This window comes from Klebsiella sp. HC6, from assembly GCF_022605325.1.
GTDB classification, from domain to species: domain Bacteria; phylum Pseudomonadota; class Gammaproteobacteria; order Enterobacterales; family Enterobacteriaceae; genus Klebsiella; species Klebsiella terrigena.
Map to the genome: position 1 here is coordinate 5504460 of NZ_CP093276.1, position 26779 is coordinate 5531238.

The 26779-nt window shown below is 57.6% G+C and carries 24 protein-coding genes and 1 tRNA gene; 21 read left to right on the plus strand and 4 right to left on the minus strand.

The window, feature by feature from the left end:
* Positions 1 to 46: 46 nt before the first annotated feature.
* The 9 genes from MMW58_RS26575 (at position 47) to MMW58_RS26615 (ending at position 12141) form a co-directional block, all read left to right on the plus strand.
* The gene (locus MMW58_RS26575; protein WP_159237478.1) at positions 47 to 2134 is read left to right on the plus strand and encodes a DUF1176 domain-containing protein; all 2088 of its coding nucleotides are present in this window, start codon (positions 47 to 49) and stop codon (positions 2132 to 2134) included.
* A 115-nt stretch (positions 2135 to 2249) separates the two neighbouring features.
* A tRNA-Phe gene (locus MMW58_RS26580) sits at positions 2250 to 2325 on the plus strand.
* A gap of 1265 nt (positions 2326 to 3590) precedes the next feature.
* The gene (locus MMW58_RS26585; protein ID WP_241722438.1) at positions 3591 to 3836 is read left to right on the plus strand and encodes a hypothetical protein; all 246 of its coding nucleotides are present in this window, start codon (positions 3591 to 3593) and stop codon (positions 3834 to 3836) included.
* An 825-nt stretch (positions 3837 to 4661) separates the two neighbouring features.
* Positions 4662 to 6746 (plus strand): TonB-dependent receptor, encoded by a 2085-nt coding sequence (locus MMW58_RS26590; protein WP_241722439.1) that lies wholly within the window; start codon positions 4662 to 4664, stop codon positions 6744 to 6746.
* Positions 6746 to 7693, plus strand: a complete 948-nt coding sequence (locus MMW58_RS26595; RefSeq protein ID WP_241722440.1) for an ABC transporter substrate-binding protein — start codon at positions 6746 to 6748, stop codon at positions 7691 to 7693. Before MMW58_RS26590 ends, MMW58_RS26595 begins: the two co-directional genes overlap by 1 nt.
* Positions 7690 to 8439, plus strand: coding sequence for a class I SAM-dependent methyltransferase (locus tag MMW58_RS26600; RefSeq protein WP_133601115.1), 750 nt, complete (start codon positions 7690 to 7692; stop codon positions 8437 to 8439). Before MMW58_RS26595 ends, MMW58_RS26600 begins: the two co-directional genes overlap by 4 nt.
* Before the next feature lie 2 nt (positions 8440 to 8441).
* Positions 8442 to 9449, plus strand: coding sequence for a FecCD family ABC transporter permease (locus MMW58_RS26605; RefSeq protein ID WP_166646236.1), 1008 nt, complete (start codon positions 8442 to 8444; stop codon positions 9447 to 9449).
* Between the two features lie 104 nt (positions 9450 to 9553).
* Entirely contained in the window at positions 9554 to 10000 is a 447-nt protein-coding gene (locus MMW58_RS26610; protein WP_241722441.1) for a DUF2946 domain-containing protein, read from the plus strand.
* Between the two features lie 125 nt (positions 10001 to 10125).
* On the plus strand, positions 10126 to 12141 hold the full coding sequence (locus MMW58_RS26615; RefSeq protein WP_371823024.1) for a TonB-dependent copper receptor: 2016 nt from the start codon (positions 10126 to 10128) through the stop codon (positions 12139 to 12141).
* A 119-nt stretch (positions 12142 to 12260) separates the two neighbouring features.
* Here MMW58_RS26615 and MMW58_RS26620 read toward each other — a convergent pair whose 3' ends face one another.
* Complete coding sequence (locus MMW58_RS26620) at positions 12261 to 13052, minus strand: DsbA family protein (protein WP_133601117.1); 792 nt, start codon at positions 13050 to 13052, stop codon at positions 12261 to 12263.
* A gap of 235 nt (positions 13053 to 13287) precedes the next feature.
* Between MMW58_RS26620 and MMW58_RS26625 the strand changes: the two genes are divergently transcribed.
* The 3 genes from MMW58_RS26625 (at position 13288) to cbpM (ending at position 15311) form a co-directional block, all read left to right on the plus strand.
* Complete coding sequence (locus tag MMW58_RS26625) at positions 13288 to 13950, plus strand: TerC family protein (protein ID WP_241722443.1); 663 nt, start codon at positions 13288 to 13290, stop codon at positions 13948 to 13950.
* Positions 13951 to 14088: 138 nt separating this feature from the next.
* Entirely contained in the window at positions 14089 to 15006 is a 918-nt protein-coding gene (gene cbpA / locus MMW58_RS26630; RefSeq protein WP_241722444.1) for a curved DNA-binding protein, read from the plus strand.
* Positions 15006 to 15311, plus strand: a complete 306-nt coding sequence (gene cbpM / locus MMW58_RS26635) for a chaperone modulator CbpM (RefSeq protein ID WP_041143674.1) — start codon at positions 15006 to 15008, stop codon at positions 15309 to 15311. Before cbpA ends, cbpM begins: the two co-directional genes overlap by 1 nt.
* Positions 15312 to 15375: 64 nt before the next feature.
* Here the strand turns inward: cbpM and melA are convergent, their stop codons facing one another.
* Together melA and MMW58_RS26645 are read right to left on the minus strand one after the other, a co-directional pair.
* Positions 15376 to 16722, minus strand: a complete 1347-nt coding sequence (gene melA / locus MMW58_RS26640; protein ID WP_241722445.1) for an alpha-glucosidase/alpha-galactosidase — start codon at positions 16720 to 16722, stop codon at positions 15376 to 15378.
* Positions 16723 to 17119: 397 nt separating this feature from the next.
* Positions 17120 to 17809 (minus strand): hypothetical protein, encoded by a 690-nt coding sequence (locus tag MMW58_RS26645; RefSeq protein ID WP_241722446.1) that lies wholly within the window; start codon positions 17807 to 17809, stop codon positions 17120 to 17122.
* Positions 17810 to 18067: 258 nt separating this feature from the next.
* On the opposite strand from MMW58_RS26645, the gene melR reads away from it, so the two are divergent.
* Positions 18068 to 19006 (plus strand): transcriptional regulator MelR, encoded by a 939-nt coding sequence (gene melR / locus MMW58_RS26650; protein ID WP_241722447.1) that lies wholly within the window; start codon positions 18068 to 18070, stop codon positions 19004 to 19006.
* Between the two features lie 65 nt (positions 19007 to 19071).
* Here the strand turns inward: melR and proP are convergent, their stop codons facing one another.
* Positions 19072 to 20574, minus strand: coding sequence for a glycine betaine/L-proline transporter ProP (gene proP, locus MMW58_RS26655; protein ID WP_241722448.1), 1503 nt, complete (start codon positions 20572 to 20574; stop codon positions 19072 to 19074).
* A 542-nt stretch (positions 20575 to 21116) separates the two neighbouring features.
* Between proP and MMW58_RS26660 the strand changes: the two genes are divergently transcribed.
* From MMW58_RS26660 to phnK, 8 genes are all read left to right on the plus strand, one after another.
* Positions 21117 to 21452 (plus strand): zinc ribbon domain-containing protein YjdM, encoded by a 336-nt coding sequence (locus MMW58_RS26660; RefSeq protein ID WP_041143668.1) that lies wholly within the window; start codon positions 21117 to 21119, stop codon positions 21450 to 21452.
* 241 nt (positions 21453 to 21693) lie between these two features.
* Positions 21694 to 22128, plus strand: a complete 435-nt coding sequence (gene yjdN, locus MMW58_RS26665) for a VOC family metalloprotein YjdN (protein WP_159237467.1) — start codon at positions 21694 to 21696, stop codon at positions 22126 to 22128.
* A gap of 161 nt (positions 22129 to 22289) precedes the next feature.
* Complete coding sequence (gene phnF, locus MMW58_RS26670; protein ID WP_133601124.1) at positions 22290 to 23015, plus strand: phosphonate metabolism transcriptional regulator PhnF; 726 nt, start codon at positions 22290 to 22292, stop codon at positions 23013 to 23015.
* Positions 23016 to 23468, plus strand: coding sequence for a phosphonate C-P lyase system protein PhnG (gene phnG / locus MMW58_RS26675; RefSeq protein ID WP_041143666.1), 453 nt, complete (start codon positions 23016 to 23018; stop codon positions 23466 to 23468). It begins immediately after the preceding gene.
* The gene (phnH, locus tag MMW58_RS26680) at positions 23465 to 24049 is read left to right on the plus strand and encodes a phosphonate C-P lyase system protein PhnH (protein ID WP_041143665.1); all 585 of its coding nucleotides are present in this window, start codon (positions 23465 to 23467) and stop codon (positions 24047 to 24049) included. The genes phnG and phnH overlap by 4 nt, the downstream gene beginning before the upstream one ends.
* On the plus strand, positions 24049 to 25113 hold the full coding sequence (locus MMW58_RS26685; RefSeq protein ID WP_133601126.1) for a carbon-phosphorus lyase complex subunit: 1065 nt from the start codon (positions 24049 to 24051) through the stop codon (positions 25111 to 25113). The genes phnH and MMW58_RS26685 overlap by 1 nt, the downstream gene beginning before the upstream one ends.
* A complete protein-coding gene (locus MMW58_RS26690) occupies positions 25106 to 25954 on the plus strand; it encodes an alpha-D-ribose 1-methylphosphonate 5-phosphate C-P-lyase PhnJ (RefSeq protein WP_241722449.1) in 849 nt (282 codons plus the stop codon). The genes MMW58_RS26685 and MMW58_RS26690 overlap by 8 nt, the downstream gene beginning before the upstream one ends.
* Positions 25951 to 26709 carry a phosphonate C-P lyase system protein PhnK gene (gene phnK / locus MMW58_RS26695; protein ID WP_041143662.1) on the plus strand — a complete coding sequence of 253 codons (759 nt, stop codon included), beginning with the start codon at positions 25951 to 25953 and terminating at the stop codon, positions 26707 to 26709. The genes MMW58_RS26690 and phnK overlap by 4 nt, the downstream gene beginning before the upstream one ends.
* Positions 26710 to 26779 lie beyond the last annotated feature (70 nt).

The following is a 26779-nucleotide window of genomic DNA, read 5'->3' on the forward strand; positions in this document are numbered from 1 at the left end:
TCGCGCATATAATTTCCCTCTCACCGACATGCTGACAGGGTTTTATATGCGTTCTCTCCTTTGGGTTGCCATCATCGGGCTATATCCGATATCGCTGCTGGCGGCTCCCGTACAGGGTTTTTCTTTCGCGTATAAAGACTGGGAAGTCGCCTGTGATAACACCGGCACCTGCCGGGCCGCGGGCTACGGCGTCAACCTCGGTGAAGTCAGCGTCCTGCTGACCCGCAGCGCCGGCCCCGATCAGCGCGTAAGCGGCCAGGTGACCTTTGCCCAGACCGATCGCGATATCCCCCCTGACGCCACCGTTCGCCTGCTGATCGACAATCAGGATCGCGGTACGCTGGATGCCAAAGATGACAGCCACTTCCGTCTCGACAGCACGCAAACGGCCGCGCTGATTCAGGCCCTGGAACACGAAAGCCGCATTGAGATTTCGCTTAACGGCGCGCGCAAGACGCTCTCGAACGCGGGCAGCAGCGCGGTATTTCTCAAGATCGACGAATTTCAGCAGCGCCTGGGCACCGCGGATGCGCTGCTGCGCAAAGGCGATGCCGACGATAGCAATACGCTGAACGCGCTACCCGCCCCGGAGATTATCGCCGCCCCAACGCTCCACAACGCCCAGCCCGAACCGCTGACCGCCAAACAGCGTCAGCGCTTCCTCCCGGAGCTGGTCCCGCTGCTGAATAGCCGCTGTGACGACTGGCAAAACAAAGATATTCCCGCCCAGGAACGACAAATCACCGCCACCGCCATCGATAAAAGCCATTGGCTTATCCAGGCGCTGTGCTGGCGGGCCGCCTACAACGACGGTTACGCCATGTGGGTGGTGGACAGCGCCCCGCAGGCCAAACCTCAGCCGATCTCCACCGATGCCTCCAGCTATGCCGATGGCGCCATCGCGTTCTTCAACAAGGGCCGCGGCATCGCCGACTGCGTGAGCGGGGAGGAGCGGGTCTGGGACGGCAAAGCGTTCGTCCAGAGCCTGAAATATACCACCGGCATGTGCCGCGAAATTACGCCAGGCGGGACCTGGATGCTGCCGACCTTCGTCAGCCAGGTGCGTCCTAAGCAGCAGAAAGATGCCGATAATCTCGCACTCAAGGCGCTGTATAGCGCCGTGCTGAAAGAGCAAAAGGCCAACCCGGAGCTGGCGCTAAATAAAATCGCCGAGCAGTTCCCGCTCACCGGGCACGTCACCAACTTTACGCTGACCTATGCCGACGATACCTTAGTGTCAACAAACAAGCCTTCCGTCGATATCAGCGACGATGAGTGGCAGGCGTTTCTCCATTCCGATATCAGCGCTGACTCGGAAAATGGCAAGGTCAGCTTTACGCTTATCGACCTCGATAACGACGGCAGGCGCGATTTGATTATCGACAGCTACGTCGGCGGAACCGGATTGTTCAGCTATACCGGGGTCTTAAAACGCGGCGATGACACCTTTGATAGCGTCAACGGCAGCGATAGCGATGACGACGATGATTTTGACGCCGGCGTACCCGGCGCGCTGTTCTCCCTCAACGGGCGCGGGGCCAACCAGTGGAGCCAGTGGGTCAGAATTAACGGTCAGGTGTATGCACTTTGGTACAACGGCCAGTTCGGCGAGGATAATCTGTATCTGCTGCGTCCCTTCAGCCCGACGGACAGGACCCCCGCGGTGACGATTCGCTACCGCTACACGCTGAATACCATCAGCTCGCCGGAGAAAGACCAGCCGTTAACCCCGGCGCTGAATGCCAAAGATAAGGCGGATTTACTCAAGTCGCTGGAGGTTATGCAGGGCACCCTGCTGAAAGATAAGCCGCAAACCGATAGCGACGCGCCGATTTGCCCCATTCCTCCCGGCACCTCCTCCGACGATGCGGATAACTACTACAGCGGCATCGCCTCAAACTATATCTATGAAACGGTGGCCTATATTCCCGTCTGGCTGAACGACAAATGCTTCATCGGCACGATTTTTAGCCACCACGGGACCTACCGCCACGGCGTCGATGCGGAGATTACCATCAGCTCCCCGCGCGAAGACGAAGAGGTGATCGGCGACTATACCCTTTCCGGCTTACGCCACGTCATCTCTGCGGTCAGCGGCTGGAAAATCCGTCAGGGCGACAACGGGATGATGTGAATTATGGCCAAAACGCGGCTTCCGATGCAAAACTGCCGTAAAGTTAAGCAATCGGCCGGAAAATCAAGAAATGTGGTTGACGCGCGGAGTGGATTACGGTTTAATTCGCCCCGTTGCCCGGATAGCTCAGTCGGTAGAGCAGGGGATTGAAAATCCCCGTGTCCTTGGTTCGATTCCGAGTCCGGGCACCACTATTCAGAGAACCCGCCCAAAAGGCGGGTTTTTGCGTTTCTGCAGCCGGACTCTCCATCGAACTACGTTCGATTATTCGCCGCCAGCGGCTCACCCCTTCGGGGCCGGCGCGACAGGCGCGCCGTTCAACGCCTCCGGCGTTAGTCCGAGCCGGGCACCACTATTCAGAGAACCCGCCCAAAAGGCGGGTTTTTACGTTTCTGCAGCCGGACTCTCCATCGAACTACGTTCGATTATTCGCCGCCAGCGGCTCACCCCTTCGGGGCCGGCGCGACAGGCGCGCCGTTCAACGCCTCCGGCGTTAGTCCGAGCCGGTCAACAGATAAATCCCATGTATCAGACTGCATTTTCCGACAGTTTGAATCAAAACGGTGGAATACCCATTCTGTTGATTTATATATTAAATCCGGGATCCATATATCCACCGCCCTTTCCCCTCTTCTTTTCCGGGTAGATAAGACTGTATATCATCGCCCTCATTCCAGCTAGATTAATCAATGACTGGAGTTCGCTTTCCCCTTGATATATAGAGCAAACCCTCCGCCATCGGGAACGATACAGGTCGCGTTAAACATAACACCTCTCCGATTCCAGTCCCGTTTGCGCCATGTATAAAACATTGACAGATAGAAATCAAAATGAACAATGATGAAGTAAGAAACCACAGCACAGATATTTATGGGATGAATGAACAAAAATAGCGCGAACGATCGACCGAAGAGATTTCGTACTTATTGTTTTACTCCTTTCACCCCGAACTTGGTATTCCTCCAGGAATTCTTGTTTTGAAATCTTTGTCTGATACCTTCAGATTGTTTTTAATTTTCACAATTTCATGCTTTATACGACCTTCATTAATTACCAAATACTCTTTTTAAAAACGCAATGGCAGCATATACATCCACCTCAAAACTATAGCTTGGTTTTATTTAAGTTATAAACATAAAACTCATTAAAAATTAACCATTGACTATGCACGTTAAATATGACAGTTTTTTAATCAAAGGGATAAATGAGAAGCATTCACCTTTAAAGGAGATATCAGTGGTTCGTATACTACTTACGGATAAATAGTATATTCCCGACCTGTATTATCAATATGCTGAATGACTAATACATCATATCTGAGGAACAAAATCAGCGAGTCGTATGACGACGCTGTAGTTAATAGTAATTCATATGTTCCCTACACCCAATAAACCTCAATATACAGGTTTATTGGGTATAGGTAGAAAAGACAAATAATTAACAAGGGAAATAGCGCATGAGAGAATGGGCTATTGAGGAAATAAATACCATTGCTGGTGCTGAATGCACCCTTAATGGGTCTGGACAGTCTGCAGTGAGCGTTGGTATTGCCGGTGCAGTTGCCGGGATGGCAACCGGCACTATGACGCTGCCTGTCTTCGGTACCGTTGCTGGTTGGGTGGGCGGAGGAATCCTTGGTACAGTTGGGGGAGCAGCAGGTTATGCCGGGACATGTTGGTGGAATAACAATACTCAGAATTAGTCTGACAAGCCTGATTCTTTTTATTCTCACACTACTAGTTAATATTTATTTCAATGAAGAAAAGGGGTTAATAAAACCGGTCATTCAATCAATCATTTCCACCTTGATTTTTGGTGGTGGATTATTCATGTTCTCAAAAAATAAATGATCTAACCTTTTTTACCATATAATCAACAAAAAGATGTTAGCGCCTATCCTGGCCGGAGTTATTGACGCAGCCAGTTTGAACACCGACAGCGCGTAGAAACCGGAGCGTACATCTAGTACGTGGGGATTTTGGGCAGTGTCCAGGGCCAAAATGGCAAATGAAATAGTCCTAATAGGATAGGCTCTTATTCCACTTTATACAGGCATATATTTTACCTGTGAATACATTTATAGGCCGTCGAAAATGAATAGTAGATCGCTAGCGGCATTTTCGCATCAGCGTTATGAACACTACAGACAAAATTCAGATAACATCAGACACTACCGAACGGATATAAAATAGAATGAAAAATCTATCAACTCTTACCGAGTGTCTAATCCCCTTCATCGCAAAAAAAAGTGACTACCCGGTGACTCTGGACTAATAATTTAGATAACGCCCCGCTAAAGGCGCTCATAAAGGATTCCGAGCCCAGCGCCACGCCACTCCACTTCACGCCAGCGTAATAAACGAAGCCGCGCGTCCGGCGCGGAACATCCTCGCTACTGCAGCTGCCACACGCCTTTCATAAAACCACCTCGAAAGCCCCCTTCTCACCCGATCGCATTGGCCTACTTTTTTTTCCTCACATTAAATGTTACGTTATAACATAACATTTAATAATTTGATGGCGAACGATGAAACTTAAGCCCTCTTTGCTGGCTCTCGCAGTCGCAGTAAACCTTTCACCACTGACTTATGCCGCAGATGAAACCCTGGTGGTCACCGGCGGCGCGTCCGACGATGCCGCCCTGGCCGATTCGGCGCTTCTCTCATCCGGTTCGGCCTCTCGCCTCGGCCTGAGCGATAAACAGACGCCGCGCCATACGGAAACCCTCAGCGCGAAAACTATCCAGGCGCAGGGCAAACGGACCCTCACCGAAGTCGTCGAGAGCGCGCCGGGGATGTCCGGCACCAGCTCGCCAACGCTCTCAAACAGTGTTTCGCTGCGCGGCTTCTCCGGCGTCTCCTGGCTGCTAAACGGCGTGGCGGTACCCGGCAGCACGATTCAAATTGCCGATCCGGTGCATTACGAAAACGTCGATATCCTGTACGGTACCGGCTCGGTTCTGAACGGCCTGAGCTCTGCCGGCGGCAGCGTCAACCTCACCTCGCGTAAGGCCACCTTCGGTCGCCAGCCGGTGGAGGCCGACTATAGCTGGTCAAGCTATAACAGCCATCGCGCCCATATCGGCGCGGGCGGCACGCTGGTTGAGGGGATGGCCGCCGGCCGCGTGGACGTCAGCGCCGCCAGTGCCGGCACCCAGGTTGAGAAAGAGCGCAGCCGTCCGGAGCGCGTCAGCGCGCAGCTCCTGCTGACGCCGACCGCTAACACCCAGATAACCTTTGATATCGACCGTAGCTTAACGGACATGCGCAATCCCTATTTCGGCACGCCGGTTATCAACGGCAAAGTCGATCGCGATTTACGTCATGTGAACTACAACAATCTTCAGGATGCGCATATCCGCAGCCAGGCGACCTCGTTCCAGTCCACCCAGTCCTGGTATGCAACGCCTGATTTGACCTTTGAAAACCAGTTCTACTATTACAAAGGCTTCCGCGAATGGCAGAACGTTGAGCGCTACTATCCGGCACAGAAAGCAGGCTACGTGACCCGCGATTCTTATGGCGATCTTGCGCATGATGACAAGCTGACGGGCAACCGGACCATGGTCACCTGGGATCGCCCGATTGCGTCATTCGCCAACCGCGTGACCGCCGGCGTCGATTTTTCAAAGCGTGAGTTCCAGTACTATTCCAACGGTTTTCCGGGCGGGGAAGATGTTCTTGTGACCCACCCTGCCGCCGGTGATTTCCACACCGGCGCCGGCGGCAGGATGCGCTCGCCCGTCCGCCACATCACCCAGAATCAGTATGCCCTGCTGCTGGAAGACAACCTGAATATCACCGACGCCGTCGCCCTGCTAAGCCAGGCGCGCTACACCAATCTGGACACGCACTGGCACTATCAGCAGGACAATCAAACCATCGATCGGAGCTATAGCTTCATAAGCCTTGGCGTGGGGCCGAGCTGGGCCATTAACGATAGCTGGACGCTGTATGCCAACTACGCAACGGGTAAAGAACCCGGCAGCGATATCTTCTTTATCAGCCCCGAACAGACGTCGCTGCCCCTTACCGACGTTCGGCAGTACGAAGCGGGCGTAAAGGGGACGTTCGCCCGCGGCGCAATAAAGCTCGCCGTTTACGATCTGCAGAAAAAGAATCTTTACCAGCAGTCGGCAACCCAGGCGGAGGTCTGGAACGCGGTTGGCAAGCAGACCTCTCGCGGCATCGAATTGAGCGGGGCGCTAAAGCCGCTGGATAGCGTCACGCTGACAGGTAATGCCGCCTATACCCACGCGCACTTCGACGATTTCAAACAGGGTACGCAGGACCTTTCCGGCAACCGGCCGCGCTACGTTCCGGAGTGGACAGCAAATCTTGCCGGGCGCTATATGCCGACCGACAGGCTGGGTCTCGGCGCACAGCTCCACTATGTGGGCAGCAGCTATAACGATGACGCCAACACCAACAAAATGGGTGATTACACCACTCTCGACCTGAATGCCGATTATGCCGTGCTGAAGGACGTTATCGTGGGCACCCGCGTGCGTAACCTGACGGATCGTTTCTACACCTGGCAGCGAACCTATGCCGGGCAGGAGATGATTGCGCCAGGCCGCACGTATGAAGCCTATATCAACATGCGCTTCTGATGAGACGCCTTGCCGCCCTCGCCCTGCTGGCAGCCTCTGCCAGCTTTGCCCATCCCGTGACCTTGCAAAACTGCGGGCACGCCTGGACGTTTGCGCGTGTCCCACAGCGGACCGTTGTCTATATGCCGACCGCGATGGAAAACATGCTCGCCCTGCGTCTGGGCGATGCCATTATCAGCGCCGTCGGCTATCGGCCGGATGAAGATACCGCGCCGTCTCCCTGGTACAAACCGCTAACGGCCCGTCTCGATGATGCTCCCTGGTCGGCGGAAGCCCTGCTGGCCTCGCGGCCCGATTTTATCTATTCCGGCAGCTACTACTGGTTTAACAGCCCGGAAACTGCCAGTCGCGAAAGGATGGCCGAATGGGGCATCGCCAGCTGGCTGATCGAAGGGATGTGCAATGGCCTGCAAAGCGCTTCCCCTGCGTCCGCCACCTTCGCCAGCATCTATACCGAGCTGCGCAATATTGCGCGTATTTATGCCGTAGAGCCGCGCGCCGAAGCGCTGATCGCCGAGCTAAAGCGGCGGGTTGCCGCCGACAAGCGCATAACGCTGCCGCCGAGAACGCTGATGTGGTGGTACTCCGGGACGGCGACCCCTTACGTGGCGGGCGGTCATGGCGCGGCGGAGCTGCTAACCCAAACCATTGGCAGCAAAAACATCTTTTCTGATAGCAAGGAGCTGTGGCCCGCCATGAGCTGGGAGGTTATCGCCGAACGAGATCCCGACTACCTGATTCTTGGCGACCTGCGCCGGGGCGGAGCCGGCGACAGCGCCCGCAGCAAAATCGATTTTCTTGAACATTACCCGCTCACCGCCGGCATGAAGGCGGTGAAAGCAAAGCATTACATCATCTTACCCGGCTATGACATGGACGCCTCCGCGCGTTCGGTTCTGGCCCTGCACCGGCTTGTCACGCAAATACACGCTAAGGAACAACAATGACCTTTCCCGCCCGCGAATTACTCAAGAACTGGGATCAACAACAAAGCGCCTACATCGCCCACCGCGAAGCGCGCTATAACGCCGCGCTGGATGTGCTGGCGATGAGCTATGGAGAAGCCTTCCACGTGGTGGATCTGGCCTGCGGCCCGGGCTCGTTCAGCCTGCGTCTTCTACAACGTTTTCCGGCGGCAACCGTCACGGCTATTGACCTCGATCCGCTGCTGATGGCGCTGGCTAAAGAAGCGCTGGCGGAATACCGGGAGCGCATTCAGTTCTTCAGCGGCGATATGGCATCAGCAGATTGCTTCAGCGTCATCGCCAGTAAACCCCAGGCCGTAGTTTCCAGCACTGCCATCCACTGGCTGCTGCCGGAGCAGCAGGTGGCGCTGTATCGCAACGTTTTTAACCTGCTGGATGAAGGAGGGATGTTCATCAACGCCGACCACCAGCGCTTTGACCAGCGTAGCCCGCGTCAGGCGCTGCTTGCCCGGACTCATGACGAAAGCACCCAGGAAAAAGCATGGGGCGCCGGCGTGCAGGACTGGGACAGCTGGTTTACCGCGGCCAGCCGTTATCCCGAGCTGGCCGAGGTAATCGATGCGCGCGCCGCCATTTTTGCCGACCGCCCGACGCCGCTGGCTACTACGGTAGAATTCCAGCTTGCCGCCCTGCGCCAGGCCGGTTTTACGGAAACGGGTACGCTGTGGCAATTCCTCGATGACTATATCGTCGCCGGCTGGAAATAATCATGCTGCGTTCCCCCGCTTTCCGCCTCGCCATGCTGCTTCCGGCGCTGCTGCTGGCCCTGAGCATTGCCGTAATGTATGGCCCGGTAACTTTCTCCATGCAGGAGGTGGCGCACGCCGTGCTGGCAGGCTACTGGCATAGCGATACGGCGGGAACGCTTCATCAAAGAATCGTCTGGTCCCTGCGCATTCCGCGCTCCCTGCTGGCGGCCCTCGCCGGCGCCGCGCTGGCGCTGGCCGGGACGGTTCTCCAGTCGCTGACCCGCAATCCCCTTGCCGACCCCTGGGTGCTGGGCATTTCATCCGGCGCGGGCCTCGGGGCGGTGCTGGTCATCGCGCTCGGCCTCAGCGTGGGCTGGGCCGCGGTGCCTGCCGGCGCTTTCTGCGGCGCCATGCTGGCTTTTTCTCTGGTGCTGCTGATGGCGCGTAAATCGCTATCCGGCCAGTCCAGCCGCTTTGTGCTGACCGGCGTCGCGGTAACGCAGCTGCTCTCTGCGGCCACATCGTTGATTACGCTATGGAAAACGGATGCCGATACCACGCGAGGCGTGATGTTCTGGCTGCTGGGGAGCTTCGCTCAGGCATCCTGGCTACAGGTCGCGCTTTGCACTACGGCGCTGTTGCCGATATTTCTGATCTGCTGGTGGCGGGCAATAGAGCTGGATGTCCTGACGTTCGGCAGCGCGACGGCGGCGTCGCTCGGCGTGGAGGTCGGTACGATCAAGCTGGCGATGTACTGCCTGCTGACCCTGTTAACGGCGGTAGTTGTCGCCTGCTGTGGAGCTATCGGTTTTATTGGGCTGACCGTGCCCCATATCGCCCGCATGTTCATTGGATACCGCCATCGCTCGCTGCTGCCGGCATCCATGCTGTGCGGGGCTATCTTTAGCGTTCTGGCCGATACCCTCGCCCGCACGCTGTTTACGCCGCGCGAACTCCCCGTAGGCATCCTGACGGCAATGCTCGGGGTGCCGGTATTTCTTTTTCTGATCGCCCGCACGTCGCGATAGCCGGCGGCGCAGAACAGCCGCGCAATGAGCGCCCCGGATTTTTGTAACATTCAAAATGCGAATGAGATACACTCAGTCAAATTACTCTGACATCTGGCTGCATTTTGCACGAACGCACACGAACTTATCCCATCGCTGCATGGCTGGCGCTGCTTGCCATCGCGATGCTGTTCGTTGCCCCCGTCATCTCGAAGTCCATTGCCCGCCAGGCCGCCTGCCAGCACTCCTCCGCCATCTCTTCCATGCCCATGCCGGGTATGCACCATGACATGCCGATGCCGACACGCTGCGAAGAAACTTCCGCCATGGATCACCAGATGATGTCCGGTCAGGCGATGTCGCCGATGGAGGAGATCGCCTGCGGCTACTGTCAGCTGCTGGTCCATCTGCCGTTTATCCAGCTGATGCTGGCGATGCTGCTCTGGCTGCTGCTGCTTTTTGTGGTCAGTACGCCGCTAATTCCGATCGCCTGCGCGCCTATTTTCCGCGCCTGGACGCCCCAGCGCGCCCGCGCACCCCCTGCGGTTTTTCTCGCTTCGTTTAATCACTAATAACCGATATTGCGCAGCTTTTGCCCATCGTCCGATGGGCAGGGTATTGCTACGCCAGAAAAACAGCAGGCCATGTAATGAAAAAACTTACTCTCGGGCGCACTCCGCTCGCCTCTCTGATCCTGATGACGCTGCATGCAAACGCGGCGTCCGCGGATGAACAGCACCATCAGGATACGATGCAAGATGACGCCGTCATGATCGTCACGGCGCCGGTTTCCTCTCCGCTGGAGATCGTCACCTCGCCCAAAACGCCGCGTCAGCCGGTCCCCGCCAGCGATGGCTCCGATTACCTGAAAACGATCCCCGGCTTTTCGCAGATTCGTAACGGCGGGACCAACGGCGATCCCGTTTTCCGCGGCATGTTCGGATCGCGCCTGCGCATCCTGACCAATAATGGCGAAATGCTGGGCGCCTGCCCGGCGCGCATGGACGCGCCCAGCTCCTATATTTCCCCGGAAAGCTACGATCTCCTGACGCTGATTAAAGGGCCGGAAACCGTACTGTGGGGGCCGGGAAATTCAGCCGGTACCCTGCGCTTTGACCGCGAGCCGCCGCGTTTCGACAAGCCCGGCATTCAGGGCACTGCCAGCCTGCTGGCCGGTTCAAATAACCGCTGGGATGAGAATGCGGACCTCAGCCTGGGGAGCGAGCTGGGCTACCTGCGCCTGACGGGGAATAAATCGCGCGCCGATGACTACAAGGACGGGAATGGCGATCGCGTACCGGCAAAATGGGATAAGTGGAACGGCGATATGGCGCTCGGCTGGACGCCGGACAAAGATACCTTAGTCGAGCTCACGGCAGGAAAAGGGGATGGCGAAGCCCGCTACGCCGGGCGCAGCATGGATGGCTCCCGTTTCAAACGCGAAAGCCTCGGCATGCGCGTCGAAAAGTCCAATATTGGCGAGGTCTTCGACAAGTTCGAAGCCAATATCTATTACAACTACGCCGATCATGTCATGGACAACTACTCCCTGCGCTCGCCTGGGGGCGGAATGTCGGGTATGGATATGCCCGCCGGAATGGGCGACATGGGGGGCGGGATGGATTCCGGCTCCTCGATGAATATGAGTATGCCGATGGCGATGGAGCTGGACCGCAGAACCGTAGGCGGCCGGATGATGGGAACCTGGCTGTGGTCTGACTTTGAGCTACGCAGCGGCGCCGATACGCAGCTCAATACCCACCGCAGCAAAGGCGACGATGGCTGGGCGAAAGATGCCCGCTTCCATGATTACGGTCTGTTCAGCGAGCTGACGTGGCATGCGACGGAGCAGAGTAAAGTGGTCAGCGGCGCGCGGCTGGATCGGGTGCTGGTCGATAATTTCAGCGACGCGGGATCCGCTGAGCGAACCGATACGCTGCCCGCCGGTTTTGTCCGCGTCGAACACAACCTGGTCGGGACGCCGGTCATGTTTTATGCCGGTATCGGCTATACCGAGCGCTTCCCTGATTACTGGGAGCTGTTCTCGCCGACCTACGGCCCGGATGGCTCCACCGACGCCTTTGATAAAGTCAAAACGGAAAAAACGACGCAGATCGATATCGGGGCGCAGTACAAAGGGGAGCGGCTTAACGGCTGGGTGTCGGCCTATGTTGGACGGGTGAACGATTTTATTCTCTTCCGCTACGACCCCAGCAACGCCTATATCAGCCAGGTCGATAACGTGAATGCCACCATTATGGGCGGCGAAGCCGGCGCCAGCTACCAGCTCAGCGACGCCTGGAAAGCCGACGCCAGTCTGGCCTATTCATGGGGCCAAAATACCGCTGACCATCAGCCGCTACCGCAAATCCCGCCGCTGGAGGCGCGGCTGGGGCTCACCTGGGAACGCGGCGACTGGAGCAGCACCGGGCTGCTGCGCATGGTCAGCAGCCAGCATCGTGTCGCCATCAACGAAGGCAACGTCGTCGGCAAGGATTTTGCCAACAGCGCCGGTTTTGCGGTCTTTTCGGCGAACGCGGCTTATCGGGTCAACAAGTCGGTTAAGCTGAGCGCAGGCGTGGATAACCTGTTCGACAAGGCCTACAGCGAGCATTTAAATCTGGCCGGGAACAGCAGCTTTGGCTATTCCGCAAATACGTCGGTAAACGAACCTGGAAGAACCTTCTGGGGCAAGCTGAACGTCACATTCTGACAGGCTCCCGGCCCGTACGGGTCGGGAAAACCGAGCCGCGTCCGCTATCCCACCGGCGAGTCTCAGCGCTGATAAACCCCGGTCATCCGGGGTTTATTAACCTCATCCGCGCCCGGCAATCAGCTACCGCCGGCTTTCTTAATAGCCGCATCCAGCGAGTCTTTATCCGCCAGGCCCGGGAAGACGGTAATATTCGCCTCCGTGGCGCCGGTCGTCGGCATCACGATAACGCCCGGCGTGCCGCTTAAACCGATGGCCTGCGCCAGCTGGTTAGTCGCCTCAAGCGCTGGCTCAACGTCCGCGGCCTTCTTCGCGTCGAAGTTGACCTTCTTCACCTGCTGCTGAATATCCGCCGCCGTCAGCTTGCCCTCGTTATGCCCGGTGGCATAAATCCCGTTATGGTAGGTCAGGTAGGCTTTCGCCCCCAGCTGCTGATAAATCTGCATCCCGGTTTTCGCCGCGGTCAGCGACGTTTCCCAGCGGCTGCCGAAAATAGGCCACTCTTTAAAGGCAAAACGGGTCTGCGGATTTTCCTTAATCACCTGCTCCATCACCGGCGCCAGACGGCTACAGTAAATGCACTGATAATCAAAGAATTCGATCACCGTGACCTTGCCATCCGCCGGTCCGTAGGTCGGCGTATTTTTATCCTGGGTCAGGGCGGCCTGATTCTTTATCACCGCCTGGGTCGCGGCGCTGGCCTGCTGCTCCTGCTGAATCTGCTGCAGCTTCTGGCTTGCCTGCAGCAGAACCTCCGGATGGGCGACTAAATAATCCGCCGCAATCTTGCCGATGCGGGCTTCCTGCTCCGGCGTAAAGGTGGCAGCGGGGGCGTCAGCCGCCATAGCCAGGGCCGGAAGCAGCGTGGCGCCAATCAAGGCGATGGTCACTATTTTTTTAGAGCCGGACATGAGAATGATCCTTGCGATAGGTAAACGGCAGGTGAGTCTGTTGAGACAAAGTAGCATCCTTTACCGGCGAATAATCATCGGGCGATGCATTGATTCGTAACTTTATTTTTCAATCAAGGGCCGCCGCGCCGCCGTTCATATTCGCCCTAACGGTGGTCAACGCGGACGAACGAGGGTACCCTTTTCCCTCCTTTTACCCTTGGGAAGGGCGTATTCCCGGTTAGATGAGTCAGGCATGAACGAGCTAGTTATTCAGTGGGATTTTACCGTCATTTTGCTGCAAATCATCGCTATCGACCTGCTGCTTGGCGGCGATAACGCGGTGGTAATTGCCATGGCCTGCCGCAAGCTGCCGCCGCACCTGCGCACCAAAGCGATCGTTATCGGCACCTTTGGCGCCATCGTGGCCCGCGTGCTGCTGCTGGCCGTGGCCATCTATCTGCTCTCCTTACCGTGGCTAAAAATCGTCGGCGCGGTGCTGCTGCTGTGGATTGGCATCAAGCTGGTCGCCAATCAGGAGGAGAGCGAAGAGGTCAGCAGTTCCGGCAGCTTGTGGCGCACCGCCGTCACCATCACGGTGGCGGACGTCATTATGTCCCTCGATAACGTCCTGGCCGTGGCCGCTGCCGGCAAAGGCCACCTGCTGCTGGTGGCGCTGGGGGTGCTGATTAGCATTCCGATCATCGTCGCGGGCAGTAAGCTGGTGCTGGCGATACTGAATCGTTTTCCGTCCGTTGTCCTGCTGGGCGGCGCGCTCATCGGCTGGATTGCCGGCGCCATGCTGGTCACCGATCCGACCATTATTCGCCTGTTCCCCGCGGCGCCGGACGCGCTCCCGACCATCGCCGGGGCCGCGGGTGCAGCGCTGGTCATCGCCGCCGGGCTGCGCCGACGTTAGGCCACCCGCCGTCTCCCTTTCGCCGTCGATCCCGACGGCGTCAAGTTTCAGGCACATTCCTCTCACGCGCCTGCTCATTTGCCCTAAGCTTAATGGGAAAGTTGTTACCACCCCATTCTGTAAAGATGAGATAACGATATGGAATTAAAGGATTATTATGCCATTTTAGGGGTTAAGCCAACGGACGATCTCAAAACCATTAAGACCGCCTACCGTCGCCTGGCTCGTAAATATCACCCCGACGTCAGCAAAGAGAGCGATGCTGAAGCCCAGTTTAAAGATCTTGCCGAAGCCTGGGAGGTGCTGAAAGATGAGCAGCGCCGTGCCGAGTACGACGAGCTCTGGCAGCACCGCAACGACCCGCACTTTGGCCAACAGCAGGCCTCCCACGAGCAGAACTATAGCCAGCAGGACTTCGACGACATCTTCTCATCGATGTTTGGCCAGCAGGCGCACCACACCCGGCGCCAGCAGGCCGCACGCGGCCACGATTTAGAAATCGAAGTCGCGATGTTCCTCGAAGAGACGCTCGCCGAGCAGACCCGAAGCATCAGCTACAGGCTGCCCGTGTATAACATTTTCGGCATGGTCGAGAGCGAGACGCCTAAAACGCTGAACGTAAAAATCCCCGCCGGCGTCAGCGACGGCCAGCGCATCCGCCTGAAGGGCCAGGGTACGCCGGGCGAGAACGGCGGCCCGAACGGCGACCTGTGGCTGGTTATCCATCTGGCCCCGCATCCGCTGTTCGATATCGTGGGCCATAACCTGGAAATCGTCCTGCCGCTGGCCCCGTGGGAAGCCGCACTCGGCACAAAGGTGACGGTCCCCACCCTCAAAGAGAGCATCCTGCTGACAATCCCTCCGGGCAGCCAGCCGGGGCAACGCCTGCGGATCAAAGGCAAGGGGCTGGCGAGCAAAACCGCCACCGGCGACCTGTTTGCGGTGATAAAAATCGTTATGCCGCCGAAACCAAATGAAAAAGCCAGCGCGCTCTGGCAGCAGCTCGCGGAAGCAGAGGCGAGCTTTGAGCCGCGTAAAACATGGGGGAAAGCATAATGGCTAAGATGACAGTGACGTTCTCAATCACCGAGTTTTGTCTGCATACCGGTATTTCTGAGGACGAGCTTAGCGAAATTGTCGGTCTGGGGATGATTGAACCGCGCCAGCCGCAAACCGAGGTTTGGCTGTTCGATGACAGCGCGGTAACGATAATGCACCGCGCGGTGCGCCTGCGCCGCGAGCTGGAGCTGGACTGGCCCGGCATCGCCGTGGCGCTGACGCTGCTGGACGAGAACGCGCGCCTGACCCGCGAAAACCGGCTGCTGCACCAGCAGCTGGCGCGATTTCTGACCCACAGCTAACCCGCCTGCCCGCCAGGCGCAGCGCCTGGCCGGGTTTGGTTTGAGGTTTGGTTTGAGGTTTGAGTTAACGCCGGACCCACTCCGGCAGCCACTCGCCGTGGCTGGCAATCAAATCGTCCACCAGCGCATAGATCTCCTCGATCCCCAGCACCGCCGCGGTGTGCGGATCCATCATCGTCGCGTAATAGACGTAATCGCGGTTTTCGCTGAGGATCGCCTCGGTCAGCAGGGTCTGAACGTTGATGTTGGTTTGCATCATCGCCGCCAGGTGCGCGGGCAGCTTGCCAACTTTGGTGGGCTGAATACCGTTGGCGTCCACCAGGCAGGCGACCTCCACGCAGCACCCCTGGGGCAGGTTGTCGATCAGCCCGTCGTTGCGCACGTTGCCGTATACCACGCTCGGCTCGCCGGTCCAGATAGCGTTCATAATCGTGCTGGCGTATTCCCGCGAGGGCTTAATGTCGATGCGATCGCTGGTCTTATACGTCTCCAGCCCTTTATGCCAGTTCGCCACCTGCTCCACGCAGCGCTTCGGATATTCGTCCAGCGGCACCTGGTAGCGGGCAATCAGGTCTTCACGCCCCGGCTTGATAAACCACGGGGTATATTCCGCGAAGTGCTCCGACGATTCCGTCACGAAGTAGCCCAGCTTTTTGAACATCTCATAGCGAACGATATTCTGGCAGCGCGAGTTCTCGCGGTGCTTCGGCGCGCGCCCTTCGGCAAAGGCCTGCAGCATATCCGGATAGATGCTGACGTAGCTGCCGTCCCCCGTCTTTTTCTCCAGCGACAGGTAGAACGCCATGTGGTTAATCCCGGCGCAGCGGTAGCGCAGATCCGCCGGGTCGAGGTCGAGGTCATGCGCCAGCTCTTCCGCCGTTCCCTGCACGGAATGGCACAGGCCGACCTGCTTGATATGCGGATAGCGCGCGTACATCGCCCAGCTGTTCATCGCCATCGGGTTGACGTAGTTCAGCATCGTCGCGTTCGGGCAGACCTCGGTCATATCGTCACAGATGCGCCACAGGTGCGGAATCGTCCGCAGCGCCCGCATAATCCCGCCCGGCCCGAGCGTATCGGCGATGGTCTGCTCCAGCCCGTGCAGCTTGCAGACCTCAAAATCGGTTACCGTACACGGCTGGTAGCCGCCAATCTGGAAAGCGACCACCACAAAATCCGCGTCCATCAGCGCGGCTTTCTGGTCGCGATGGCAGCTAATTTCGCCGTGAGCGCCAACCGAGTCCATTAGCTTTTGCACCACGATATGCGACTCTTCCAACCGGTTGGCGTCGATATCCATCAGCGCGATATGGGCCGATCTCAGCGCCGGGCGTTGAAAAACGTCGCCGAGAATATTTTTAACGAAAACCGTTGAGCCGGCGCCGATAAAGGTAATTTTTGGGGCAGACATAGTGCTCTCTCCGTAAAGTCATTAGACACCCGCAGCGTGGCACGCCGGACGCGCCGCGCGCTGCCCTCTTCCCGGCAGAGCATTCCCGGAAACTCAGATCGACCGCTATCCGCCACAAAATCTGAGCTTTCGGGAACAAAATGGCGGAAAAGCAGAGAAAACGGGCGGTTTAATCCACTCATTAAGCGAAGGCTAATTTTTGAAGAGCATCATTTCACATAGCGATAAAATATAAATATCATGAATATGAAGAATGCAGGTATAAGCCAGATGGGAGAATCCGGGAATAATAAGCCCTGTAACAGTGCGAATATGATTGTTAATACGGTAGGTCCGTAATACGAAACCAACGATCTGAATATCTGCCTAAAAAACCGTTTAATAAAATCGGTCATGATTATCGAATCATCCTGGTGATAATATCAGCAATGCCCCCATCTGATGTTGTTTGCTTAAACGCGCCTGCCCGTTCAAACAGCGGCTCAACCAGGAAATACATCATTTCCAGCTCTTGCGCATACAGCGCGGCGTAATAGGACGGGTAGATATAATGAAGACGATGGGCGCTATCCGCCGCCTTCTGAACGACGCCATATACGCCAAACCCTGCCAAAACCCCCGCAGCCCTGCCTCCTGCTAAGGCGCTCATATCAAGGCTTAGGTTCATGCCGAATGCGACGGCAGAAGCCGTCGCTAACGCGAATCCTGCGCTCGTCAGCGAGCTTGCGGCGATATGCACATTAACCGCCATTAGCATTTTCTTGATGTGTTCTATCTGAGCGGCAGTTTTGTATTTAAATATTTCTTCAAAATATATTTTAAGCATGTCATAGACAACATTCCCATTCTGAATAAGACGGATGACACCATTTCTGAAACGTATATCTTCGCTCTTTTGTTGCTGACAGACGTCCTGATATTCATCAGTAAAGCAGGACGCGTAATACAGCGCACGTTTTGCACCGGCTCCCGTCGTTTCAATATGACTTGCTACGGCTTTTCCGACGCCCGTTAATGCGCGGTCAAACTTGAGTGCGAGGATTTTATTAGACTGCAAATATCTTATGACTTCATTGCTGTAGTACATAGCGTCTCCATGCTAATTCTCATTAAGTCCAACGATGATTTTTATCAAGGGGAAAGTGTTCTGTAAACCATCGGATACAGGGTAATGCGATGCTCAGCATGAAAAAAACCGCACACCCCATAGTTACCCGCTTCAAATCTGAGCTTTTGGGAACAAAATGACGGAAAAGCAGAGAAAACGGGCGATTGAATCCGCTAAGATAGGCGCATATCGGTGCAAAAAAACAGCAGCTATGACGATTCAGGAATCCGAAGCCCTATGGAAAAAAACCTTACGCCGCAGCCTTCCGACTCGTATATGAGCAGCAGCGACGAGAAAAATACCCGCAGCCCGCTGGCGCTCTATTCGGAGTATCAGCGCATGGATATCGAGCTGCGCACCCCGCACGCCATGACTACCAGCCACTGGCACGGTCAGGTAGAGGTTAATGTCCCCTTCGACGGCGACGTGGAGTATCTGATTAACAACGAGGTGGTGAGCATCAGGCAGGGCTATATCAGCCTGTTTTGGGCCTGTACGCCGCATCAGCTCACCCGTCCCGGCAGCTGCCGGCAGATGGCCATCTTTAACCTGCCGATGCATCTGTTTTTGTCCTGGCCGCTGGACCGGGAGCTTATCAACAACGTGACCCACGGGATGGTCATTAAATCCCTCGCGGCGCAGCAGCTCAGCGTCTTTGAAGTCCAGCGCTGGCAGCAGGAGCTCGCCAGCGACAACGAGCAGATCCGCCAGCTGGCAATTGAAGAGATCGCCCTGATGCTCAAGCGCTTTAGCCTCTCAGGCTGGCAGCCGATTCTGGTCAACAAAACCTCGCGCACGCACAAGCACAGCGTCTCGCGGCACGCGCAGTTTTACGTCAGCCAGATGCTCGAATTTATCGCCGCGCACTACGATCGGGCGCTGACCGTCGATGCGGTTGCCGAACACGTTAAGCTCAACCCCAACTACGCGATGGGCATTTTTCAACGGGTGATGCAGCAGACCATGAAGCAGTACATCACCGCCATGCGCATTAACCACGTCCGCGCCCTGCTCAGCGATACCGATAAAACTATCCTTGATATCGCCCTGACCGCCGGCTTTCGTTCCAGCAGCCGCTTCTACAGCACCTTTAGCAAGTACGTCGGCATGCCGCCGCAGCAGTACCGCCGGCTCAGCCAGCAGCGCCGGCAAAACCTGCCGCCGAATGAGACCTAAACGGCCATAAAAAATGCCGCCGGGGGAGGCCCGCGGCGGCATTTTTCACATTGCTGGCAAATTAATCAGTCGTTAATTCGCGGGTGCTGATCCACCAGACGGGAACGTTTTTCCTGCAAATCGGCAATTTCCTGATCGATATCTTCGATTTTGTTTTCGATGTTATCGTAGTGCTCGCCGAGGATCTCTTTCGCTTCCTGGATATCCGAAGCCGCAGGCGTCGCCCCTTTCAGCGGACGGTTCGCCGTCTCCTTCATCGTCAGGCCAGTCATCAGGCCAATCACCGCAATCACCATCAGATAGTAGGCCGGCATCATCAGGTTCTGCGTGGTTTCCACCAGCCAGGCCGCCAGGGTTGGCGTCAGACCGGCAACCAGCACCGAGATGTTAAAGGCGCTGGCCAGCGCGCTGAAGCGGATATGGGTCGGGAACATCGCCGGCAGCGAAGAAGCCATCACCCCGATAAAGCAGTTAAGCACCACCGCCAGCAGCAGCAAACCGCCGAAAATCAGGCCGATAACGTCGCTGTTAATCATGATAAAGGCCGGAATCGACAGCGAGAACAGCGCCACGCTGCCGATCAGGATAAACGGACGACGGCCGAAGCGGTCGCTGAGCATCCCGATAACCGGCTGCACAAACAGCATCCCGACCATAATCGCGATAATAATCAGCACCCCGTGATCTTCCGAGTAGTGCAGGTTATGCGACAGGTAGCTCGGCATATAGGTCAGCAGCATGTAGTAGGTCACGTTGGTGGAAATCACCAGACCGATACAGGTCAGCAGGCTACGCCAGTGCTTGGTGGCAATCTCTCTGAACGAGACCTTCGGCCCTTCCTGCAGCCCTTCGCGATCGCCCTGCTCCAGGGTGTCAACGTGCTGCTGGAACGCCGGAGTCTCTTCCAGAGCGTGACGCAGATAAAGACCGATAAGCCCTAACGGCAGCGCGAGGAAGAACGGTAAACGCCAGCCCCAGCTGAGGAAGTTTTCCTCGCCGACCACGCTGGAAATCAGCACCACCACGCCCGCGCCGAGGACAAACCCGGCGATGGAGCCGAAGTCCAGCCAGCTGCCCATAAAGCCGCGTTTACGGTCAGGCGAGTATTCTGCGACGAAGATCGAGGCGCCGGTGTACTCTCCGCCCACCGAGAAGCCCTGCGCCATCTTACACAGCAGCAGCAGAATCGGTGCCCAGATACCAATCGAGGCGTACGACGGAATAAGACCAATACAGAAGGTACTTATCGACATGATAACGATGGTTATCGCCAGAATTTTTTGTCGACCGTACTTATCGCCGAGCATGCCGAAGAACAGGCCGCCTAGCGGACGAATCAGGAACGGAACGGAGAATGTCCCTAGCGCGGCAATCATCTGCACGCTGGGATCGGCATCGGGGAAGAAGACTTTACCTAAGGCGTAGGCCACGAAGCCGTACACGCCGAAATCGAACCACTCCATCGCATTACCCAGCGACGCTGCGGTGATCGCTTTTTTCAGCTTGCCATCGTCAATGATGGTCACATCCCGCAGAGTGATTGGCTTTACTTTTTTCCTTTTAAGCATATTTTTCCTCTAAAGCTTCGCCGTGAGCGCACGGTTCTCCGCCAAACGGCAATACCGTTTGCGTCGTGCGTCGGGAGCGGCCAATTGCCGGGCTCCTCTTTTCAAGCGTAGCAGGTTTGCCTGCACTGTCTGCTGACAGTCCGTACAACCGAACCTGTTGACGCCTGCTCTGGCGTAAATTAATCAATAAATGGGGCGACGAATAAACCTGATGAATTTACCAACTCGCCTTTTTACCCTAACAGCGTTTAAATTTGGGATCAACTTCACGAAAATTTGTTCGCCATATTACAGAGCCAGGCGGCATTAATAAGTTCAATGAATATGCACAGGCAGTGATTTATTTTTGGATATCCCGCCTCCGGCAGCACATCGAATATTGCTGAATTTTGTTCGAAAAAGAGAATATTCCCGCAGCGGTACTATCAGAAAAAGTGGCCGACAAATGGCCGCCATTGCGCTATAATAGCAACCACTTTCGGCTATCAGCCGCCTTTTAACGGGCCAACGGCCTGTTTTATACAGTAATCATGAGGAACGTCATGCAACTCCCACAGTGTCCTAAATGCCATTCTGAGTACACCTATGAAGACAACGGCATGTTTATCTGCCCGGAATGCGCCCATGAATGGAACAATGCCGAGCCGGCTGAAGATAATGATGCGCTGACGGTGAAAGATGCCAACGGCAATTTACTCGTCGATGGCGACAGCGTCACCGTGATTAAAGATCTGAAGGTTAAAGGCAGCTCTTCGATGCTGAAAATCGGCACTAAAGTGAAGAATATCCGCCTGGTAGAAGGCGATCATAACATCGACTGCAAAATTGATGGTTTTGGTCAGATGAAGCTCAAATCCGAGTTCGTCAAAAAGAACTAACGCTATTTCCTTTTCGCTGAATCGTTATTTTCCCGGCCACAGCCGCCGGTCGGGAAAATGAACGAATATATCCCCGCGCCATCGTCCCCCTATTTCCCGCCTCATCGGCGAGAACTGCCTGGCGCAGGTCAGATATTGTCCTCATCCACCTCCTGACGCCGCCTCCTGACGCCGCCGCCTGGCTTAAATCGCCAGGTACCCTCTACGCTTAATAGGTCAATCGTTATCTGAGGCCATGATTATGTCTTTAAGCCCCTATATCGCCTTCAGCGGCAACTGCGCTGCGGCCATCGCGTTCTACCAGCAGGCCCTGGGCGCAGAGCTTGTCCACCAGATCACCTACGGCGAGATGCCGCAGAATATGCAGGATGCCGAGGACGGCTGCCCCTCCGGTCAGCATCTCGCCGCCGACTGCATCGCCCACGCCAGCCTGCGCGTGGCGGGCAGCGAGCTGATGCTGGGCGATAGCCCCACCAGCGACAGCGAACGCTATGCCGGCTTCACGCTGGTGCTGGATACTCAGGACCTGGATGAAGGTAAACGCTGGTTTGACAGCCTCGCCGCAGAAGGACGTATCGAAATGGCCTGGCAGGAAACCTTCTGGGCCCACGGCTTTGGCAAAGTTTTCGATCGCTTCGGCATCCCGTGGATGGTGAACGTCGTCAAGCAGCCTTAATGCCTCCCCCTCCGGGCGGGCTCTCCCGCCCTGTCATCGCCCTGGCGCTAACTCTTCATCCTGCGGTCATTATGTTTTAACCGAAATGTAACAAAAACAGGTCAGGATCGGGCCACTCTCAGAGGGAAATCCCTTCTTCTGCTTAGTGAGGCTCGACTGACATGTACTTATCCAGACATCCGACCAGTTATCCTACCCGGTATCAGGAAATTGCCGCCAGGCTTGAGCAAGAGCTTCGTCATAACTACCGCTGCGGCGACTATCTTCCTGCGGAACAGCAGCTGGCCACCCGTTTTGAGGTCAACCGCCATACCCTGCGCCGGGCGATAGACCAGCTGGTTGAACGCGGCTGGGTTCAGCGCCGTCAGGGCGTCGGCGTGCTGGTGCTGATGCGGCCGATCGACTATCCGCTGAACGCCCAGGCGCGCTTCAGCCAGAACCTACTCGAGCAGGGAAGCCATCCGACCAGCGAAAAGCTGCTGTCGGTGCTGCGCCCTGCCAGCAGCCACGTCGCCGAGGCCTTTGCGATCAACGAAGGCGATAACGTCATCCATCTGCGCACCCTGCGCCGGGTGAACGGCGTCGCGCTGTGCCTGATCGACCACTACTTCACCGACCTGCGCTTCTGGCCCGCGCTGCAAACCTTCAGCCAGGGTTCACTGCACGATTTTCTGCGCCAGCAGCTGGACGTCGAGCTGACCCGCGCGCGCACCAAAATTAGCGCCCGTCGCGCGCAGGCCAAAGAGAGCAACATTCTGGGGATCCCCAACATGGCGCCGCTGCTGTGCGTAAGAACCCTCAACCACCGTCCCGGCGAGCAGAACGCGACGGAGTACTCCGTCAGCCTGACCCGGGCGGACATGATCGAATTCACCATGGAGCACTGAATGCACTTTGATACCGCAACCCGCCAGCGCTGGATGTCCGTGCTGGCCCACAGTGAACCGCAGGAGCTTCTGGCGCGGATGCAGACCCTGCAGCTGGCGCCGCAGTACGAATCCATTCGCGCTCCGGAGACCGGCCTCGTGCAGCTCCAGGCGCGCATGGGGGGCATCGGCGATCGTTTCTTCGCCGGGGACGCCACCCTGACCCGGGCGGCGATCCGTCTCGCCGACGGCACGCTCGGCTACAGCTGGATACTGGGGCGCGATCGCCCCCATGCCGAACGCTGCGCGGCCATCGACGCCTTGATGCAGTCGCCACACTATTTTCATTCCTTAATGGAAACCCTGATTACCCCGCTGGAAGAACAACGAAGCGCGCGCATTGAAGCCCGACGCGCCGAAGTCAACGCCAGCCGGGTCGATTTCTTTACTCTGGTTCGCGGAGATAACGCATGACCTTACAAACCGCCTTTACCCTACCGGCGCAGGATGCCCAACACAGTTTTCGTCGCCTGCTGAAGGCCATGAGCGAGCCGGGCGTTATCGTCTCCCTGCAGCAGCTTCAGCACGGCTGGCAGCCGCTGAACGTCGCCTCTACCAGCCTCCTGCTGACCCTCGCCGATCGCGACACGCCGGTATGGTTTACCGCAGCGCTGCATAACGATCTTGTCGGCCAGAACCTGCGTTTTCATACCGGCGCGCCGCTGGTTGAACAGCCGCAGCAGGCGGTATTCGCCGTCACCAACGAGCGTATCAGCGCCGAACAGCTCAACGAGCTCTCCGCCGGCACCGTTGTCGCTCCGGAAACCGGCGTAACGCTGATCGTCCAGCTCCCCAGCCTTAGCGGCGGGCGCATGCTGCGCCTGACCGGCGCCGGCATTGCCGAAGAGCGGATGATCGCCCCGCAGCTGCCAGACTGCATCATTGATGAGCTGACCGAGCGCCCGCACCCGTTCCCCTTAGGCATTGACCTGATCCTGACCTGTGGAGAACGTCTGCTGGCCATCCCGCGCACCACCCACGTGGAGGTTTGCTAATGTACGTTGCCGTCAAAGGCGGTGAGAAGGCGATAGTCGCCGCTCACGCCCTTCAGGAACATAAACGACGAGGCGATGGACGGCTTCCTGAAATTAGCGTGGAACAGATTACCCAGCAGCTGAACCTGGCGGTTGACCGGGTGATGACCGAAGGCGGCATCGCCGATCGCGAGCTGGCGGCGCTGGCGCTCAAGCAGGCCAGCGGCGATAGCGTCGAAGCCATTTTTTTACTCCGCGCCTACCGCACCACCCTGCAGCGGCTGGCGGTCAGCGAGCCGGTAAATACCGCCGAAATGCGTCTGGAGCGCCGCATTTCGGCGGTCTATAAGGATATTCCCGGCGGCCAGATGCTCGGCCCGACCTACGATTACACCCACCGCCTGCTCGATTTTACCCTGCTGGCCAACGGCGAGGCGCCGGCGCTGAAAACCGCCGGGCAGCCGCCGGAAGCCACGCCGCACGTCTTTAACCTGCTGGTCCAGCAGGGGCTGGCGAAAGCAGAGCAGCAGACCCTCGCCGAGCCTGACGATATTACCCGCAGCCCGCCGGTTTACCCCTGCTCGCGCTCATCGCGCCTGCAGCAGCTGGTGCGCGGCGACGAAGGCTATCTGCTGGCGCTGGCCTATTCGACCCAGCGCGGCTACGGCCGCAACCACCCGTTTGCCGGCGAAATACGCAGCGGCTACGTGGCGGTAGAGATCGTCCCGGAGGAGCTGGGCTTTGCGGTCAATATTGGCGAGCTGCTGATGACCGAATGCGAAATGGTCAACGGCTTCGTTGCCCCGCAGGACGAGCCCCCGCACTTCACCCGCGGCTACGGCCTGACCTTCGGCATGAGCGAGCGCAAAGCGATGGCGATGGCGCTGGTTGACCGCGCGCTCCAGGCGCCGGACTACGGCGAGGAGGTGGCCGGCCCGGCGCAGGACGAAGAGTTTGTGCTGGCCCATGCCGATAACGTCGAGGCCGCGGGCTTCGTGTCACACCTTAAGCTGCCCCACTATGTCGATTTCCAGGCCGAACTGGCGCTGCTGAAACGCCTGCAACGGGAGAACGAACGTGGCTAACACCCTCTCCGGCTATATCTTCGCCTATCTTGATGAGCAAACCAAGCGCATGATCCGCCGCGCCATTCTTAAAGCCGTCGCCATCCCCGGCTATCAGGTCCCGTTCGGCGGCCGCGAAATGCCGATGCCCTACGGCTGGGGGACCGGCGGCATCCAGCTGACCGCCAGCGTAATTGGCGAGAACGACGTGCTGAAGGTGATTGACCAGGGCGCCGACGACACCACCAACGCGGTATCGATTCGCCAGTTCTTCACCCGCGTGACCGGCGTCGCCACCACCGAGCGCACCGAAGACGCGACGCTGATCCAGACCCGCCACCGGATCCCGGAAACGCCGCTGACGGAAGATCAGATCCTGATTTTCCAGGTGCCGATCCCGGAACCGCTGCGCTTTATCGAGCCGCGCGAAACCGAAACCCGCACCATGCACGCGCTGGAGGAGTACGGCGTGATGCAGGTCAAGCTGTATGAAGACATTGCCCGCTTCGGCCACATTGCGACCACCTACGCCTACCCGGTGAAGGTCAACGGCCGCTACGTGATGGACCCATCGCCAATCCCCAAATTCGATAACCCGAAAATGCACATGATGCCGGCGCTGCAGCTGTTCGGCGCCGGGCGCGAAAAGCGCATCTACGCGGTCCCGCCCTATACGCCGGTGGAAAGCCTCGATTTTGACGATCATCCGTTCACCGTCCAGGAGTGGGATGAGCCCTGCGCCATCTGCGGCTCGCGCCACAGCTATCTTGATGAAGTGGTGCTGGATGACAGCGGCAAGCGCATGTTTGTCTGCTCCGATACCGACTACTGCCGCCAACAGAGCGAGGCGCAACAAAAATGAGCCAACCGTTACTTGCGGTCAATAACCTGACCCACCTCTACGCGCCGGGCAAAGGCTTCAGCGACGTCTCTTTCGAGCTGTTTCCGGGGGAGGTGCTGGGCATCGTCGGCGAGTCCGGCTCCGGCAAAACCACCCTGCTGAAGGCCATCTCCGCGCGCCTGGCGCCGCAGCAGGGCGAGGTGCTGTACCACAGCCGCTCGCTGTACGCGATGAGCGAAGCGGATCGCCGCCGCCTGCTGCGCACCGAGTGGGGCGTGGTTCATCAGCACCCGATGGACGGCCTGCGGCGCCAGGTTTCAGCGGGGGGCAATATCGGCGAACGGCTGATGGCCACCGGCGCGCGCCACTACGGCAATATTCGCGCCACCGCCGGACGCTGGCTGGAAGAGGTGGAGATCCCGGCGTCGCGCATCGACGACCTGCCGACCACCTTTTCCGGCGGCATGCAGCAGCGCCTGCAGATCGCCCGCAATCTCGTCACCCAGCCGAAGCTGGTGTTTATGGATGAACCCACCGGCGGACTGGACGTGTCGGTACAGGCTCGCCTGCTCGACCTGCTGCGCGGCCTGGTGGTGGAGCTGAACCTTGCGGTGGTTATTGTCACCCACGATCTCGGCGTCGCGCGCCTGCTGGCTCACCGCCTGCTGGTGATGAAGCAGGGTCAGGTGGTGGAAAGTGGTTTAACCGACCGGGTGCTCGACGATCCGCACCATCCCTATACCCAGCTGCTGGTGTCGTCGGTCTTGCAGAACTAGCCCGCGAACACACTCGCTGGGTCAGGTAGCCCGGACGGGCGCGTCGCGTCGCGTCGCCGCCGGGAACACT